General features: G+C 62.8%; 9 protein-coding genes. 1 reads left to right on the forward strand and 8 read right to left on the reverse strand.

The annotated features are described in order from the left end of the window. Positions 1-67 precede the first annotated feature (67 nt). Entirely contained in the window at positions 68-1,711 is a 1,644-nt protein-coding gene (locus VOI18_RS08425) for an NAD(P)/FAD-dependent oxidoreductase (RefSeq protein ID WP_323761955.1), read from the forward strand. A gap of 48 nt (positions 1,712-1,759) precedes the next feature. On the opposite strand, the gene VOI18_RS08430 is transcribed toward VOI18_RS08425, so the two are convergent. The 8 genes from VOI18_RS08430 to VOI18_RS08465 form a co-directional block, all read right to left on the reverse strand. Further along, a complete protein-coding gene (locus VOI18_RS08430; protein WP_323761956.1) occupies positions 1,760-2,521 on the reverse strand; it encodes an anaerobic ribonucleoside-triphosphate reductase activating protein in 762 nt (253 codons plus the stop codon). Beyond that, positions 2,469-4,358 (reverse strand): ribonucleoside triphosphate reductase, encoded by a 1,890-nt coding sequence (locus tag VOI18_RS08435; RefSeq protein ID WP_323761957.1) that lies wholly within the window; start codon positions 4,356-4,358, stop codon positions 2,469-2,471. The genes VOI18_RS08430 and VOI18_RS08435 overlap by 53 nt, the downstream gene beginning before the upstream one ends. A gap of 134 nt (positions 4,359-4,492) precedes the next feature. Then, on the reverse strand, positions 4,493-6,238 hold the full coding sequence (locus tag VOI18_RS08440) for a pyridoxal phosphate-dependent decarboxylase family protein (protein ID WP_323761958.1): 1,746 nt from the start codon (positions 6,236-6,238) through the stop codon (positions 4,493-4,495). A gap of 236 nt (positions 6,239-6,474) precedes the next feature. Beyond that, the gene (gene ppa, locus VOI18_RS08445; protein ID WP_323761959.1) at positions 6,475-7,002 is read right to left on the reverse strand and encodes an inorganic diphosphatase; all 528 of its coding nucleotides are present in this window, start codon (positions 7,000-7,002) and stop codon (positions 6,475-6,477) included. Between the two features lie 110 nt (positions 7,003-7,112). Next, the gene (gltB, locus tag VOI18_RS08450) at positions 7,113-11,642 is read right to left on the reverse strand and encodes a glutamate synthase large subunit (protein ID WP_323761960.1); all 4,530 of its coding nucleotides are present in this window, start codon (positions 11,640-11,642) and stop codon (positions 7,113-7,115) included. Beyond that, positions 11,639-13,060 (reverse strand): NAD(P)-dependent oxidoreductase, encoded by a 1,422-nt coding sequence (locus tag VOI18_RS08455; protein WP_323761961.1) that lies wholly within the window; start codon positions 13,058-13,060, stop codon positions 11,639-11,641. Before VOI18_RS08455 ends, gltB begins: the two co-directional genes overlap by 4 nt. Positions 13,061-13,407: 347 nt before the next feature. Further along, complete coding sequence (locus VOI18_RS08460; RefSeq protein ID WP_323761962.1) at positions 13,408-14,406, reverse strand: 4-hydroxyproline epimerase; 999 nt, start codon at positions 14,404-14,406, stop codon at positions 13,408-13,410. 19 nt (positions 14,407-14,425) lie between these two features. Beyond that, positions 14,426-15,346, reverse strand: a complete 921-nt coding sequence (locus VOI18_RS08465) for a dihydrodipicolinate synthase family protein (RefSeq protein WP_323761963.1) — start codon at positions 15,344-15,346, stop codon at positions 14,426-14,428. Between the last annotated feature and the right edge of the window lie 53 nt (positions 15,347-15,399).

Raw genomic sequence — 15,399 nt, forward strand, 5'->3', positions numbered from 1 at the left:
GGCGTCGATCGGCACAACCTCTGCGAAGCATTGCTCTTTTCCGACTTCGCGGCAAAACTCGACAGCCATGACAGCCCTCACCGCACCGATCCGTCACCGCGCCCGCAGAACCAGACCCGACCGCGATATCCTGATCATAGGAGGCGGTCATAACGGCCTTGTTTGCGCTGCTTATCTCGCCAAGGCAGGCTTGAAGGTCACCGTACTGGAGCGACGCGACGTGGTGGGTGGCGCTGCTGTCACCGAGGAGTTCCATCCCGGCTTTCGCAATTCGGTCGCCAGCTACACCGTCTCCCTGCTCAATCCCAAAGTGATTGCCGATCTCGACCTGCACGCCCACGGCCTGAAGATTGTTGAACGCCGGATCGGCAATTTCCTGCCGCTGGAGCACGGCTATCTTCTCGCCGGCGACGGCCTGACCGCCGACCAGGTCGGCAAGTTCTCCGCCAAGGATGCCGCGCGACTGCAGGAATACAGCGACCGGCTGGAAGTCGTTGCCGACACCTTGCGCGAGCTGGTTCTGGAGACGCCGCCCAACCTGTCCGAAAGCGGTTGGCTCGGCGCGCTGCCCGAGCTTCTCAAGGCCGCCAATCTGGGCGGTCGGCTGGGCGGCATGTCGCTCACAGCGAGACGCGACCTGCTCGACCTGTTCTCCAAATCCGCCGGAGACTGGCTCGATGGCTGGTTCGAGAGTGACGCCATCAAGGCGCTGTTCGGTTTCGACAGCATAGTCGGCAATTTCGCCAGCCCCTACACGCCCGGCAGTGCCTATGTCCTGTTGCATCACCTGTTTGGCGAAGTGAATGGGAAGAAAGGAGCCTGGGGTCATGCCATCGGCGGAATGGGAGCCATCACTCAAGCGATGGCGCGTTGTTGCGAGGAACGCGGTGTCGAGATCAGGACCGGCTGTGCCGTCGAGCAGGTGCTGGTCGACGACGCTGGCGCCGGTACGGTCGTACTGGCAGGCGGAGAAACCCTGTCGGCCCGGGCCGTGGTGTCGAACCTGAACCCGAAACTCCTGTTCGGCTCCCTGATCGACCCGGCCGCCCTGCCGGACGATTTCAGCGAGCGCATCCGGCACTATAAATGCGGGTCCGGCACGTTCCGGATGAACCTCGCCCTCGACCGCCTGCCCGATTTCACGGCCCTGCCCGGACCGGGCGACCATCTGACCGCCGGAATCATCATGGCACCGACATTGGCCTATATGGAGCAGGCCTATGCCGACGCCCGCCGCCAGGGGTGGTCGAACGAGCCGATCATCGAAATGCTGATACCGTCCACCCTGGACCCGACCCTCGCGCCGGATGGCCAGCACGTCGCCAGCCTGTTCTGCCAGCATGTCGCGCCGGAGCTGTCGGGAGGCCGGGACTGGGACGATTATCGCGATGAGGTGGCGCAGGTGATGATCAAGACTGTCGATAAATGGGCCCCCGGCTTTGCCGACAGCGTGCTGGGGTATCAGGCGCTGACCCCAAAGGACCTCGAGCGCACGTTCGGCCTGATCGGTGGCGACATCTTCCACGGCGCCCTCAGCCTCGACCAATTATTCGCGGCCCGGCCTGTCCTTGGCCATGCCGATCACAGGAGCCCGGTGAAAAATCTCTACCAGTGCGGTTCCGGCACCCATCCCGGCGGCGGTGTCACCGGCGCCCCCGGCCACAATGCCGCGCGCGAGATCCTGAAGGATTTCGGCAAGCGGATGAGCTAGCTGCCCGTCCCGGGCCCGGGACGTCCGAACCAACCTTTGGAAGCCGTATCAGGCCGCGCGGGCATGGCTTGCCCGCCGGACCGCAAATCCGGGAAAGCGTTGCGCCAGATCGGCTTGCAGGTCGGCATCCTGGAACACCGCGCCCCCCATCGCCTCACCGGTCACCGGGTCCCGACATTCCTGGAGCGCGAAATCCTTGCACCCCAGCCGATGCGCCTCGGTGGCGATCTGCCGGACAGCGTCGCCATCGAGCAGGCTCGGCCAGATGGTTACCCTCACCTCGTAGGGAATGCCCCACCCGGCGAGCATGGAGAAACTGGCCTGGGCTTGGCGTCCGGCCTGACTGACACCCGTGACACCGCCATAACCTGAGAACGGCGCCTTGATGTCAAATCCGACCCAGTCGACCCGATCGCGCAGGCGCTGAAACCGTTCCGGCGAAATCCCGGAGGTATGCAGACCGACCTTGAAACCAAGTGACCGGACATGATCCATCGCCGTCGCCAACCCGGACTGGACAAGCGGCTCTCCGCCGGAGAACACCACGGCTTGCAACAAGCCGCGGCGCTCTTTCAGGCGGGTTTCGATCTCTCGACCGTCAATTTCCGTGTCCGCGTGCACCGGGAGCAGGTCCGGGTTGTGGCAATAGACACAGCGCAATGGACAGCCCTGCAGAAAAACGACTGCCGCCATCTGCCCGGGAAAGTCCAGGGTGGTGAACGGCTGGAAGCCGCCCACCCGAATGGCGGACAACCCGTCAGGCGGCACGGCGAGACGCCCGGCGTTCCGTGAAGTGCTGGCGCTCTTCATGCTCGGACTTCTTGCCAGGATTGAACGCTTCGACAGGCCGGTGATAGCCCATCACCCGCGTCCAGACTTCGCAGGCCTGCCGATTGTCCGGATCGTAGCGACCGGCCAGTTTGGCCTCCTCATCACAGGTCGGACAGAAATGTTCCTCGCCGGCGAGATAGCCGTGATGGGGACATATCGAGAAGGTCGGCGTCACGGTGATGTAAGGCAGGTGGAAGGTTTCCAGCGACCGTCGGACCAGCGCCGCACAGGCATCGGGACTCGACAGCCTTTCGCTCATGTAAAGGTGCAGGACCGTTCCGCCTGTATATCGGGTCTGCAAGGCGTCCTGACGGGTCAGGGCCTCGAACGGGTCATCGGTAAACCCGACCGGCAACTGACTAGAATTGGTGTAGTAGGGCGACGTCTCCGTGCCGGCTTGCAGGATGTCCGGGAAGCGTTTGGCGTCTTCCTTGGCGAAGCGGTAGGTCGTGCCTTCTGCCGGCGTGGCTTCCAGATTGTACATATGGCCGGTCTGGTCCTGGAATTCGAGCATGCGGGCCCGGACATGATCGAGCAGGCGCAAGGCAAACGCTTCGCCAAAGGGTGTGGTGATGTCCGCCTCGTCATGGGTGAAATTCCGGATCATTTCATTGACGCCATTGACGCCGAGCGTTGAAAAATGGTTCCGCAAACTGCCCAGATACCGCTTGGAATACGGGAACAGCCCGTCATCCATCAATGACTGGATCAGGGCCCGCTTGATCTCCAGGCTGTCCCGTCCAAGCTCGAGGAGCCGGTCGACTTCAGCCATCAATCCGGCCTCATCGCCGGCGAAGCGGTAGCCAAGCCGGGCGCAATTGATCGTCACCACACCAATCGAACCGGTCTGCTCAGCCGAGCCGAACAAGCCGTTTCCCCGCTTCAGCAACTCACGAAGATCCAGCTGCAAGCGGCAGCACATCGAGCGGATCTGGTTGGGCTTGAGTTCCGAGTTGATGAAATTCTGGAAGTACGGAAGGCCATATTTGGCGGTCATGTCGAACAGGAGTCGGGCATTCTCCGACTCCCAGGGGAAGTCGTCAGTGATGTTGTAGGTCGGAATCGGGAAAGTGAACACGCGGCCCCGCGCATCGCCGCGGGTCATGACCTCGATGAAGGCGCGATTGATGATGTCCATCTCCGCCTGGAGCTCACCATAGGTGAAATCGACCGGCTCACCTCCAATGATGGCAACATCTTCGCGCAGGTCTTCCGGGCACACCCAGTCAAAGGTCAGGTTGGTGAACGGGGTCTGCGTGCCCCATCGCGACGGAACATTCAGGTTGAACACGAATTCCTGCATCGCCTGCACCACGGCATCATAGCTCAGACCGTCAAGGCGCAGGAAAGGAGCAAGATAGGTATCGAACGAGGAAAGCGCCTGGGCGCCGGCCCATTCATTCTGCAATGCCCCCAGAAAATTGACGATCTGGCCGAGCGCACTGGTAAAGTGCCGCGGCGGTGCGGCCTCGATCTTGCCGGGAACTCCGTTGAAGCCCTCCACCAGAAGGTTACGCAACGACCATCCGGCGCAATAGCCCGCCAGCATGTCCAGATCATGTACGTGCAGGTCGGCATTCCTGTGCGCGATCCCGACGGCGGGCGGGTACACGTGATCGAGCCAATAGTTGGCCGTGACCTTCCCGGATGTATTCAGGATCAGTCCGCCCAGGGAGTATCCCTGATTGGCATTGGCCTTGATGCGCCAGTCCTCACGGTGGACATATTCCTCAATGGTCGACTTCACATTGATCTGCGCCGCGACCGCGTGTTCGATCCGGCTATCCTGACGCCAAGCCAATTGCTCCGACTGCATGCTACCCTCCAATAATACGATATGTTGTCTCTTTTTAGAGAATGACCACAACATATTGTGTCATTTGGTCGAGAGCGTCATCGCGACGCCTTGACGCGCGGCCCTGAGCCGCACCGAACAGGACTTGACATTTATCAATTCATGTGAGTTTCAAGGCGCTCGAGGAAGCGCGGCATCAAGGCCGCCCGAACCTCCGGATCCCGCCAGAACGGGTTCATGAACACGCAGCGGATCAGGACCAGGGAGCCGCAGTCTGCCTGCCCCCCGTACTGGTCAAGATGGCTGTCAATCAAACGGCGATAGTTCGCGACCGCGAGTTTGGTCTTGGAGACGGCGAATTCAGGATCCGCGGCAAACGCCTCGTAGACGCGGCTGGTTCGGGCGTTGGACGCGTGGAGGCCTTCGCCCTTTTCGGCCAGAGAGAAGCAGAGAATATTGGAGTCGATCGGCTTGAGGATACGGACCCGCTCTGATCCGGACACGAGGGCCTGTTCGAAATAGGCGCGACTTTCAAGCGTACCCGCCATGACTTCGCCGAACCGGTCTGCGCTGAAGGTCAGCGTTTTTCCGGTCAGCCAGACTGCGGCCGCGCCGGACCCGCTGCGAGATCCTTCCAACGTCATCATCCATCTGTCATTGGGCGCTGCCCGGTCGATATAGGGCGCGGCAAATGTGGAGTTGGCGTAGTTGGCCAGGTCACGGACCAGAAACGCACCGCAGGCGTAGGGCACATAGCCCAGTTTGTGCGGGTCAAGCGTCACGGAGTTGGCGCGCCGGATAGCGGTCAGTGCCCGGCCGGCATGCTCGCTCAGTGCCCGGCTCGCGTCGCCTCCCAGCATCGAGCACAGAAACCCGCCCCAGGCGGCATCGACATGATGCCAGATATCCCGCCCCTTAGTGCGCAGTGTATCGAGCAGATCACATACACCATCGACCGGATCGATCTCACCCGCTTCTGTTGTGCCGGCGACGCTGACCACAGCCAGCACGGGTCGCCCGGCATCAAAGGCACGGTCAATCACCTCTGCCAGGGCGGCAAGGCTAAGCCGCCCATGCCGGTCCAGCTCGACCGGCCAGAATGCCTCTTCGCCCAGACCGAACACATTGGCCGCCTTGAGCCAGGAAAAATGCTTGTTGCCGGGTACCAGCAGAACCGGCCCTTCCCACGCGCGGCCGGACGCGCTGGATATCCGGGCGGCAACCCGGAACGGATTGCCCAATACCGCGCTGGCGTTTCGCAACTCGGCGTCGGTGATGTGGTGAGCTGCGACCAACGCGTGATAGTCATCCCACCCCAGATGAGCAAACTCGACCGGATCAAACCGCTCGCCCGTTGTCTCCGCGATGCACAGACCCAGGGCCAGAAAATGGTCCATCCGGTATCGGGCGCGCCAGACACTTTCAAAATTGGCGATGGTGCCACCACTGGTGAAATGACCCTGCGCACGGGCCGGGTCGAAACCGATCATCGAAGCCAGCATCGAGATCGCCTCATCCTCGACCCGGCCGCTCACACGGGCCACATCGCGGGACGTATTGTTCGGATTGTGCAACAGCGTGACAAAATGTCCGAGCAGGGCCGGCACCGACAGTTCCGACACCATGTGTCCAATATAGCGCGGGGTGTATTTGGGGACCTCACCGGTCATCATTTCGCTGAGCTCGCGGACTTTTTGCGTGAGTTTGTCCTGCTCGGCGCGAAACTCCGGCGACGCTCGCATCGCCATGGGAACCGGCGAGGGGTCCGAGCTGAACAGCGCACGACGCCAGTCAAACCACTGATCCAGCACACCCTCGAATTCAGAGCGAAGCCAGCTGGCATTCTCCGATTTCGGCCCGAGGAAGCTGACCCCTTCCAGACATCCGGATATTTTGCTCATTTTCCACTCCAACACGGTACGGACGCCCGTCAACGCAGCGTCAGCCTAGCTCTCCCATCATTGATAATTGATAAAAGTCAAGATGCGTTTCCACACATCTCCAATACCTGTGAGCCACTGAATGACCGGTTTTGGCGGCGCCGGCACGATGAAGCGCTGCGCCGCAGGTCATCGGCACAAAAAAGCCCCGGACCAGCCGGTCCGGGGCGTGTGGCATTGCCGTGCTGTGCCGTCGCTCAGCTTTTCACGCGCTCAAGCGAATCCAGGATCAGTTCGCGGGCCTTGGCGGCGTCGCCCCAGCCAATCACCTTGACCCATTTGTTGGGTTCGAGATCCTTGTAGTGCTCGAAGAAGTGCTTGATCCGCATCAGTTGGGGTTCCGGGATGTCGTCCGGCTCGTTGACCTTGCCGTAGAGCGGCGACAGCTTGGGGTGCGGAACGGCTAGAATTTTCTCGTCCATACCGCTCTCGTCTTCCATCAGCAGGACACCGATCGGACGGGCCCGGACGACACAGCCCGGCACCAGCGTGGTGTGGCCGACGATCATCACGTCGATCGGGTCGCCATCTTCCGACAGGGTATGCGGCATGAAGCCGTAATTGCACGGATAGCTCATCGGGGTGTGCAGGTAGCGGTCGACGAACAGCGTGCCCGCATCCTTGTCCATCTCGTACTTGACCGGCTGGCCACCGACCGGGACCTCGATGATCACATTGATGTCTTCAGGCGGATTTTCGCCCGCGGAGATTTTGTCGATCCGCATCGTGTGCTCCTTGCGGCTGGTCCGGGCGATGTCTTACGCCCAAATTCTGGCGCGACCAATGCCCGTGTTGCGCCGCAATATCAATTCTCAAGGTCAGACATTCGCTGGATTCAGGCGGTCTGACTGTCATTGGCCGCCGCGATGGCTGCCCGCTCGCGTTTCACCACTTCCTCACCGCGCAGGTGAACAAAGTGCTCCCGCTCGGCAGGCCAGGCGGCCAGCAGGCGAGCCGCGATCCTCGAGCCGGTCTCGCCGGCATGGGCTTCGATCATCGCCAGACAGCGGCGCTCGGCCTCGCCGTCCAGATCGAAAGCCAGCACGGTCTCACGGTTGAGACGGGCGTCGAGACGGCGCTCCGGATCATAGACGAACACATCACCGCCCGTCATTCCGGCCGCGAAATTATCCCCCACCGGTCCGAGGATCACCGCATTGCCACCGGTCATGTATTCACAGCCATTGGTGCCACAGCCCTCGATCACCGCGTCGGCGCCAGAATTGCGCACACCGAAGCGCTGACCCGCCCGCCCGGCGGCGAAAAGACGCCCGGAGGTGGCGCCATAGAGGCAGGTATTGCCGATAATGGCGTGCTCCTCATTGGCTTCGGTTGCGCCGCCATAGGGTCGCACGATGATGCTGGCGCCGGACAGGCCCTTGCCGACATAGTCGTTAGCGTCGCCGTCGAGCTCGATCCGCAAGCCCTTGGCCGAAAACGCTCCCAGCGACTGACCGGCCGAACCCCGCAGGCGCAGGGTCAGGTGATCAATACCCAGACCGTCCGGACCGAACCGCGCGACGATTTGCGACGAGGTGCGTGTACCGACCGCGCGATCGGTGTTCTTGACGCCATAGTCCAGTTGCATCTTCTCGCCGCGGTCGAAGGCAGGCGCGGCGTCCTGTATAATCTGTTCGTCCAGCGCCGGGGCGACATCATTGCGCAGGCGGCGGGTCGAACGGGCCGGGCGTTCGACCGCATCGGCCCGCGACATGATCGCCGACAGGTCGAGATCGTCGAGCGCCTGGGAGCCACGCGAGACCTGGTCGAGCAGGTCGGCCCGGCCGATGATGTCTTCCAGCGAGGTGGCGCCAAGATCGGCCAGGATTTCGCGGACATCCTGGGCCAGGAAGGTCATCAGGTTGACGACATGGTCCGGAATTCCGCCAAACCGCGCCCGTAGGTCATCGTCCTGGGTGCAGACCCCGACCGGGCAGGTGTTGGAGTGGCACTGGCGCACCATCAGACAACCCAGGGCGATCAACGAAGCCGTCCCGACACCGAATTCCTCCGCCCCCAACATGGCGGCAATGACGATGTCGCGACCAGTCCGGATCCCGCCATCAGCGCGCAGGGTGACGCGTTCGCGCAATCCGTTGAGGGACAGCATCTGGTGCGCTTCGGCTAGGCCGAGTTCCAGCGGTCCGCCGGCAAACTTGATCGAGGACAGCGCCGCCGCGCCGGTTCCGCCGACCGATCCGGAAATATTGATGATGTCGGCATTCGCCTTGGCCACGCCGGCGGCAACCGCCCCAACACCAGCCGCAGCGACCAATTTCACCCCGACGCGAGCGGTCGGATTGATCTGCTTGAGATCATAGATGAGCTGGGCGAGGTCCTCGATCGAATAAATGTCGTGATGCGGTGGCGGCGAGATCAGGCTGACGCCCGGTGTCGCCAGTCGCATGCGGGCGATGAATTCGGTGACCTTGAAGCCGGGCAGCTGGCCGCCTTCACCGGGCTTGGCGCCCTGGGCGACCTTGATTTCCATCTCGCGGCACTGGCCCAGATACTGGGCGGTGACCCCGAAACGACCCGACGCGATCTGCTTGACCGCGGAATTCATGTTGTCGCCATTGGGCAGCGGCGTGTAGCGGGCCGGGTCCTCACCGCCCTCACCGGAGACCGACTTGGCACCGATCCGGTTCATGGCGACATTCAGCGCCCCGTGCGCCTCGGGTGACAACGCCCCCAACGACATTCCCGGCGTGACAAAACGGCGGCGGATACCATTGATCGACTCGACCCGGTCCAGACCAACCGACGGACCGATGGGTCGCATGTCCATCAGATCGCGCAAATGGATCGGACCTTGGTCCTTGATCGCCGCGCCGTACTGCTTCCAGGCCGCTGGATCATTGTCACGGACCGCCGTCTGCAGGGCACTGATCACGGGTGCATTGAGCGCGTGGCGATCGCCACTGGACCGCTGGCGATAGAAACCGCCGATCGGCAGCCGCGCATCGCCATCCCAGGACTTGCGATGCAGATCGAGGGTACGGACTTCCAGTCCGGGCAGGCCGATCCCGGAAATCCGGCTGACCACGCCCGGCAGATAGGCCTCGACCAGAGCGCGCGACAAGCCGAGCACTTCGAAATTGCAGCCGCCGCGATAGGAGGAAATGATCGAGATCCCCATCTTGGAGAGGATTTTCAGCAGCCCGCCGTCCAGCGCTGTCTTGAGGCGACCGGCCCGCTCGCGGGCCCAACTCTCGCCGCCCACGGCCTCACGACCGGCGGTGACCGTGTCGAAGGCCAGGTAGGGGTTGACCGTCGTCGCCCCGAGACCGATCAGGACCGCTGCATAGTGGGCATCGAAACACTCACCCGCCCGCACATTGAGCGAGCAGAAATTGCGCAGACCCTCGCGGGTCAATGTGGAATGCACGGCGCCCGCGACCAGGACCATCGGCAGGGCGGCACACTCGCTGTCCTGGCGGTGATCGGTGAGAACCAGATGGGCGGCACCATCTCGGACGGCAGCAACACATTCATGGATCACGGCATCGATGGCCGACCGCAGGGCCTGACCGTCACCACTGGCGCTCGCAACCGGCAGAAGACAATCAATCTCCTTGATGGCGCCACCCATATGGTCCCGCCAGCGTTCGTAACTGCCATTGGACAGGATCGGACTTTCCAGCACCAGCACACTGGCCCGCGCCTCGCCCTGGCCCAGGATATTGCCCAGATTGCGGAAGCGGGTCTTCAGCCCCATCACCCGACCTTCACGCAGCGGGTCGATCGGCGGATTGGTCACTTGCGAGAAATTCTGGCGGAAGAAGTGTGATAACGGGCGGTAGCTTTCGGAAAGCACGGCGAGCGGTGCGTCATCCCCCATCGAGCCAACGGCCTCCTTGCCGTCTTCGGCCATCGCCTTGATCACCAGCTCGATGTTTTCGAAAGTGAAACCGGCGGCAGCCTGGCGGCGCGTGCGCTCGGCGTCGTCAAACAACTGGTCCTCGGCGCCCGGACCCACGACCGGCTCGATATCCTGCATTTCACCCAGCCAGCGGGTGTAAGGATGCTGTTCGGACAGTTCGTTCAGGATGTCCTGCTCTCGATAAAATTTGCCCTCGACGATGTCGAGCGCGATCAGGCGACCCGGCGTGATCGAGCCGCGCTCGGTCACCGTCGCCGGGTCTACCGGGGCCATCCCGGTTTCCGATCCGGCAACGAAAACATCATCGCGTGTCAGCGCATAGCGCATCGGCCGCAAACCGTTGCGGTCCAGCCCGGCTATTGCCCAGCGGCCATCAAAGGCGGCGATCGCCGCCGGACCGTCCCACGGCTCCATCACCGCATTGCAGTACTCATACATCCGGCTCCAGGCTTCCTGCATGACGTCGGCCCGCTTCGACCAGGCTTCCGGAATCAGAAGAGTCTTGGTCATCGGCGCAGACCGGCCGGCCCGGACCAGGATTTCGAAAGTCTGGTCGAGGGCCGCACTGTCCGAGGCGCCCGGCTGGATGACCGGTTTCACATCGCGCTCGACATCGGCAAAAGCGGTCTCGGCGATGTGGACCTCATGGCTCTTCATCCAGTTGATGTTGCCGCGGATCGTGTTGATTTCGCCATTGTGGGCGAGCATCCGGAAAGGCTGGGCCAAACGCCATTCCGGGAAGGTGTTGGTCGAATAGCGCTGATGGAATATCGCGAACGGCGAAATGAAGTCCGGCGATTGCAGATCCGTGTAGAAGGCGTCGATATCCTCGGCACGGAACAAGCCCTTGTAGATGATGTCCCGCGACGACAGTGAGCAGACATAGAGGTCACGCAAATTCTCTTCGCGAGCCCGCCGCTCGATCCGGCGGCGGACGATATACAGGACGCGTTCAACCGCTTCGCTGTCGCGACACCGCGGGTCACGAAACAGGACCTGCTCGATTTCCGGCAGGGTCGCCCGCGCCTTGTCTCCGAGCACAGACGTGTCGATTGGCGGCTGGCGCCATCCATAGAAGGCAAATCCCTCGCGCAGGATTTCCGCTTCGATGATCGCGCGGGCCCGCTCGCGGGCGGCGAAATCGGTGCGTGGCAGAAAGACCATGCCGACAATGACATCGCCGCGCTCGGGCTCGTGACCGGTTCGGGCAACGGCCGCCTTGAAGAACTCCTGCGGGACGCCCACTCGCAGACCGGCACCGTCGCCGGTCAGCCCGTCAGCATCGACAGCGCCGCGGTGCCAGACCGCCTTCAAGGCATCAATGGCGAGCTCGACAATGTCGCGACGAGCCCGGCCCTTCATGTCGGCGATGAGGCCGACGCCGCAGGCATCACGCTCATCGCGGGGATCTATGAGACCTGCATCGGAGAGTGTTTCGAGGCCTCGGCGATGCGCGGTTTCGGACCAGGTCTTGTTCGTCATTCGGCTGCTCCCAGTACCCGCATGCGATTGTCGAGATAGGAGATGATCGAGCGTGCAGCATCGAGCCCGTCCTTGATCGCCCAGACCACCAGCGAGGCGCCGCGGTGCAGGTCGCCGGCGACAAACACGCCATCAAGGCTGGTCATTCGCGTATCCGGATCTGCCTCGACACGGCCATCGTGATGGACCGACAGATAGGGCGCATCGAAATGGTCTGGCAGATCCTCGGGCGTGAAACCAAGTGCCGAGATCACCATGTCAGCCTCGATATCCCAGGTCCTGCCCGGATCTGCTTCGGGCGCCCGTCGACCGGAAACATCCGGAGCACCCAGCCTCATGCCCTGAACCCGCACGGCGGAAATGGCGTCCCCCTTGGTCAACACGGCAAGCGGTGCGGAAAGCCATTCAAAGTCCACACCTTCTTCCTCGGCGTGTCTCACTTCACGGGCCGAGCCCGGCATGTTGGCGCGATCCCGGCGATAGAGACAGGTGACCGATCTGGCCCCCTGTCGAATGGCGGTTCGGACACAGTCCATCGCCGTGTCGCCGCCACCGACAACGACCACGCGCTTTCCCTTGGCGTCGAGCGTGGGAATATTTGCGACAGGGTCGCCGAGGTCATCGCGGTTGGATCGGGTCAGATAGTCGAGCGCGGCCAGAACACCATCGCCTGAACCCGGACAGGTCAGGGCCCGCGCCTTGTAGACCCCGGTCGCCAGCAGCACCGCATGATGCTCCGCGCGGATGTCTGCCAGCGACGCGTCCCGGCCGACCTCGAAATTCAGCTTGAAAACAACGCCGCCCTGTTCGAGACGGTCGAGACGACGCTGGACCACGTGCTTTTCCAGCTTGAAGCCGGGGATGCCGTACATCAGCAGGCCACCAGCCCGGTCTGCGCGCTCGTAAACCGTGACCGCAAATCCGCTTTCGCGCAGGCGTTCAGCAGCAGCAAGGCCGGCGGGTCCGGACCCGATCACCGCGACGCTCTGGCCGCGCTCGATCCCGACCTTGAGCGGCTCGACCCAGCCTTCTTTCCACGCTGTGTCGGTGATGTATTGCTCTACGGCACCGATGGTGACGGCACCATGCTTGGACTTCTCGACGACACAGGACCCTTCGCACAGGCGGTCCTGCGGACAGATGCGACCGCAGATCTCGGGCATGGTCGAGGTTGCGGCCGAGGCGGCATAAGCCTCCTTGAGACGGTCCTCGCCCGCCAGCATCAGCCAGTCGGGGATATTGTTCTGCAAGGGACAACCGGACTGGCAGAACGGAACGCCGCATTGTGAACAGCGAGAGGCCTGGCCGGCGGCGGCTTCGGTCGCGAACCCGCGATAGATTTCATTGAAATCCTTACGTCGTTCCGTTTCCGCGCGCTTTTCCGGATAGGTCTGGTCTATGTCCACAAATCTGAGCAATCCGGCCCCCTTGGAAATGACGGAAGTTCGCCACTGCAGCACAGTCTTCGCAACCGCACAAGTCCGGGGCGATCCGGGATATTAGCATTTTTTGCCGCGAACTAGAGCTTGAGGGAATGATGTTGCCGGTGGCGCCAGCCAGCGCTCGATACTGCGCAACATTATGGGCGCACGCATCCGGCGCCAGATGATCAGATTGCGCAAGAATGATGCGACGCTGCCCGGCCTTGCAGCACGTTTTGCACCGCAACACAGATTCCACGGTCAACCCTTCCCGGTCGGGAGCGGAGTTCGGTGCCGCGTCGAATAATGGTTGGCAAGGGTCAATCCGCCGATGGCGTAGTGGGTCACCCGACCGTGAACCCGCCGGCATAAGGGTCGTTGTCGTCGACCCAGATTGCATTGACACCGGTCTGCACCGCCCAACCCCTGATGCTGGGACGGATCGCCGGGAAGCCTCCGACCCGGGTCGCGCCTTCCACCCGCCCCTCGAACAGGCTGCCGATAATGCTTTCATGGACAAAGGCATCACCAATCTGCAGATCACCCCGCGCGACCAGCTGGGCCATCCGGGCACTGGTTCCAGTTCCGCACGGAGACCGGTCTATGGCGCGACTGCCATAGAAAACAGCGTTGCGGGCATGGGCGCTGGGGTCTTGGGGGCGCCCGGCCCAGAGGGCATGGCTGACACCGCCAACCCGCGGATCCTCCGGATGGGCCAGGGTGACCGCGTCATTGGCGGCTGCGCGGACAAGCGGGCTAAGTCGCAAAATGTCCGCGACCGTCAACGCCGCCAGGTCTGCATACCCGGGCTGTGGCTCGATGATCACGTAGAAATTGCCCCCATAGGCGATATCGACGGTGAGGGATTGCCAACCGGGAATTTCGAGCACCAGACCGGAGACCGCCAGGTAGGACGCGACATTGCGGATCCGAACTCCGGCGACCCGGTCGCCTTGCCAGTCGATCTCCGCCACGATCCGCCCCGCTGGTGCATCCAGGTGCACGCACCGCCTGTCTGCCGGCGTGATGACCCCGTTTTCCAAAGCCATGGTCAGGGCTCCGATCGAGCCATGCCCGCACATCGGCAAGCAACCGGATGTTTCGATGAACAGGATCGAGGCGTCAGCATCCGGCGAACACGGCGGGTAGAACATCGCGCCGGACATCATGTCGTGCCCGCGGGGCTCGAACATCAGCGCGCGTCGGATCCAGTCGAAGCGGGCCATGAAGTCGGCCCGCTTTTCGCCCATGGTCGTGCCTTGGAGAAACGGCAGCGGTCCTGTGACCAGGCGCACCGGATTGCCGCAGGCGTGTCCGTCCAGGCACTGAAAGATATGGCGCATGACGCGCTACCGGCCGGGCTCAGTGTGCAAGCACTGACGGCAGCTTGACGGGCCGCGTGTCGCGCGCCGTCTCGACCATCGCAATCACTTCGGCCCGCCGCGCACCGGTCAGCACCATGCGCGGCATGCGGACCCGTTCAGATCCTCGCCCCATGACGGCCTCGGCGAGCTTGATCGACTGGACCAGATCGTGTTCAGCGTCGAGATGCAGCAACGGCATGAACCAGCGGTAGATGGAGCGTGCAGCTTCCAGGTCACCGCGCTCCACCGCATCCCACAAGGCTATCGACTCGGCGGGGAAAGCGTTGGTGAGGCCGGAAACCCAGCCAACCGCGCCCAACAAAATCTCTTCCAGGGCCACGTCATCGAGGCCCGCGAAAACCAGGTATCGGTCACCGCAACGATTGATGATGTCAGTGATGCGGCGCGGATCCGGAGCGCTTTCCTTGATGGCGACCAGCGTCGGCACGTCAGACAGTCGATCCAGCGTATCGAGCGAGATCGAGACCCGATAGGCGGGCGGATTGTTGTAGAGCATGACCGGCAGCGGGCTGGCGGCCGCGACTGTGCGGATATGGGCCTCCAGTTCGGCTTCACTGGGTACATAGACCATGGCCGGCAGCAGCATCAGCCCGTCGGCGCCGATCCGCGCCGCGTCAGCGGCATAGGTTTCCGCCAGCGTGGTGGTGAGTTCGGAGACGCCGGTCAGAACGGGCACACGGCCATCGACGACGTCGACGATCGCAGCCAGCACGGCACGCTTCTCGGTGGCCGTCAGCGAGTTGTTCTCGCCGACAGTGCCCATGGCGATCAAGCCATGCACACCGTCATCTACGAGCGCCCGGACCACGGCAGTGGTCGCATCGAGATCAACCGAGTGATCCTCGGCGAATTGCGTTGTCGCCGCGGGAAACACGCCGCGCCAGCCTGTTGTTGTCATGTCATGCCCTCACCCGGGACCGGTGTGACCGGTCACTGCCCTCGCCGCGTCCC

Origin of the sequence: Maricaulis sp. (genome assembly GCF_034670125.1) — a bacterium.
Classification (GTDB): Bacteria; Pseudomonadota; Alphaproteobacteria; order Caulobacterales; family Maricaulaceae; genus Maricaulis.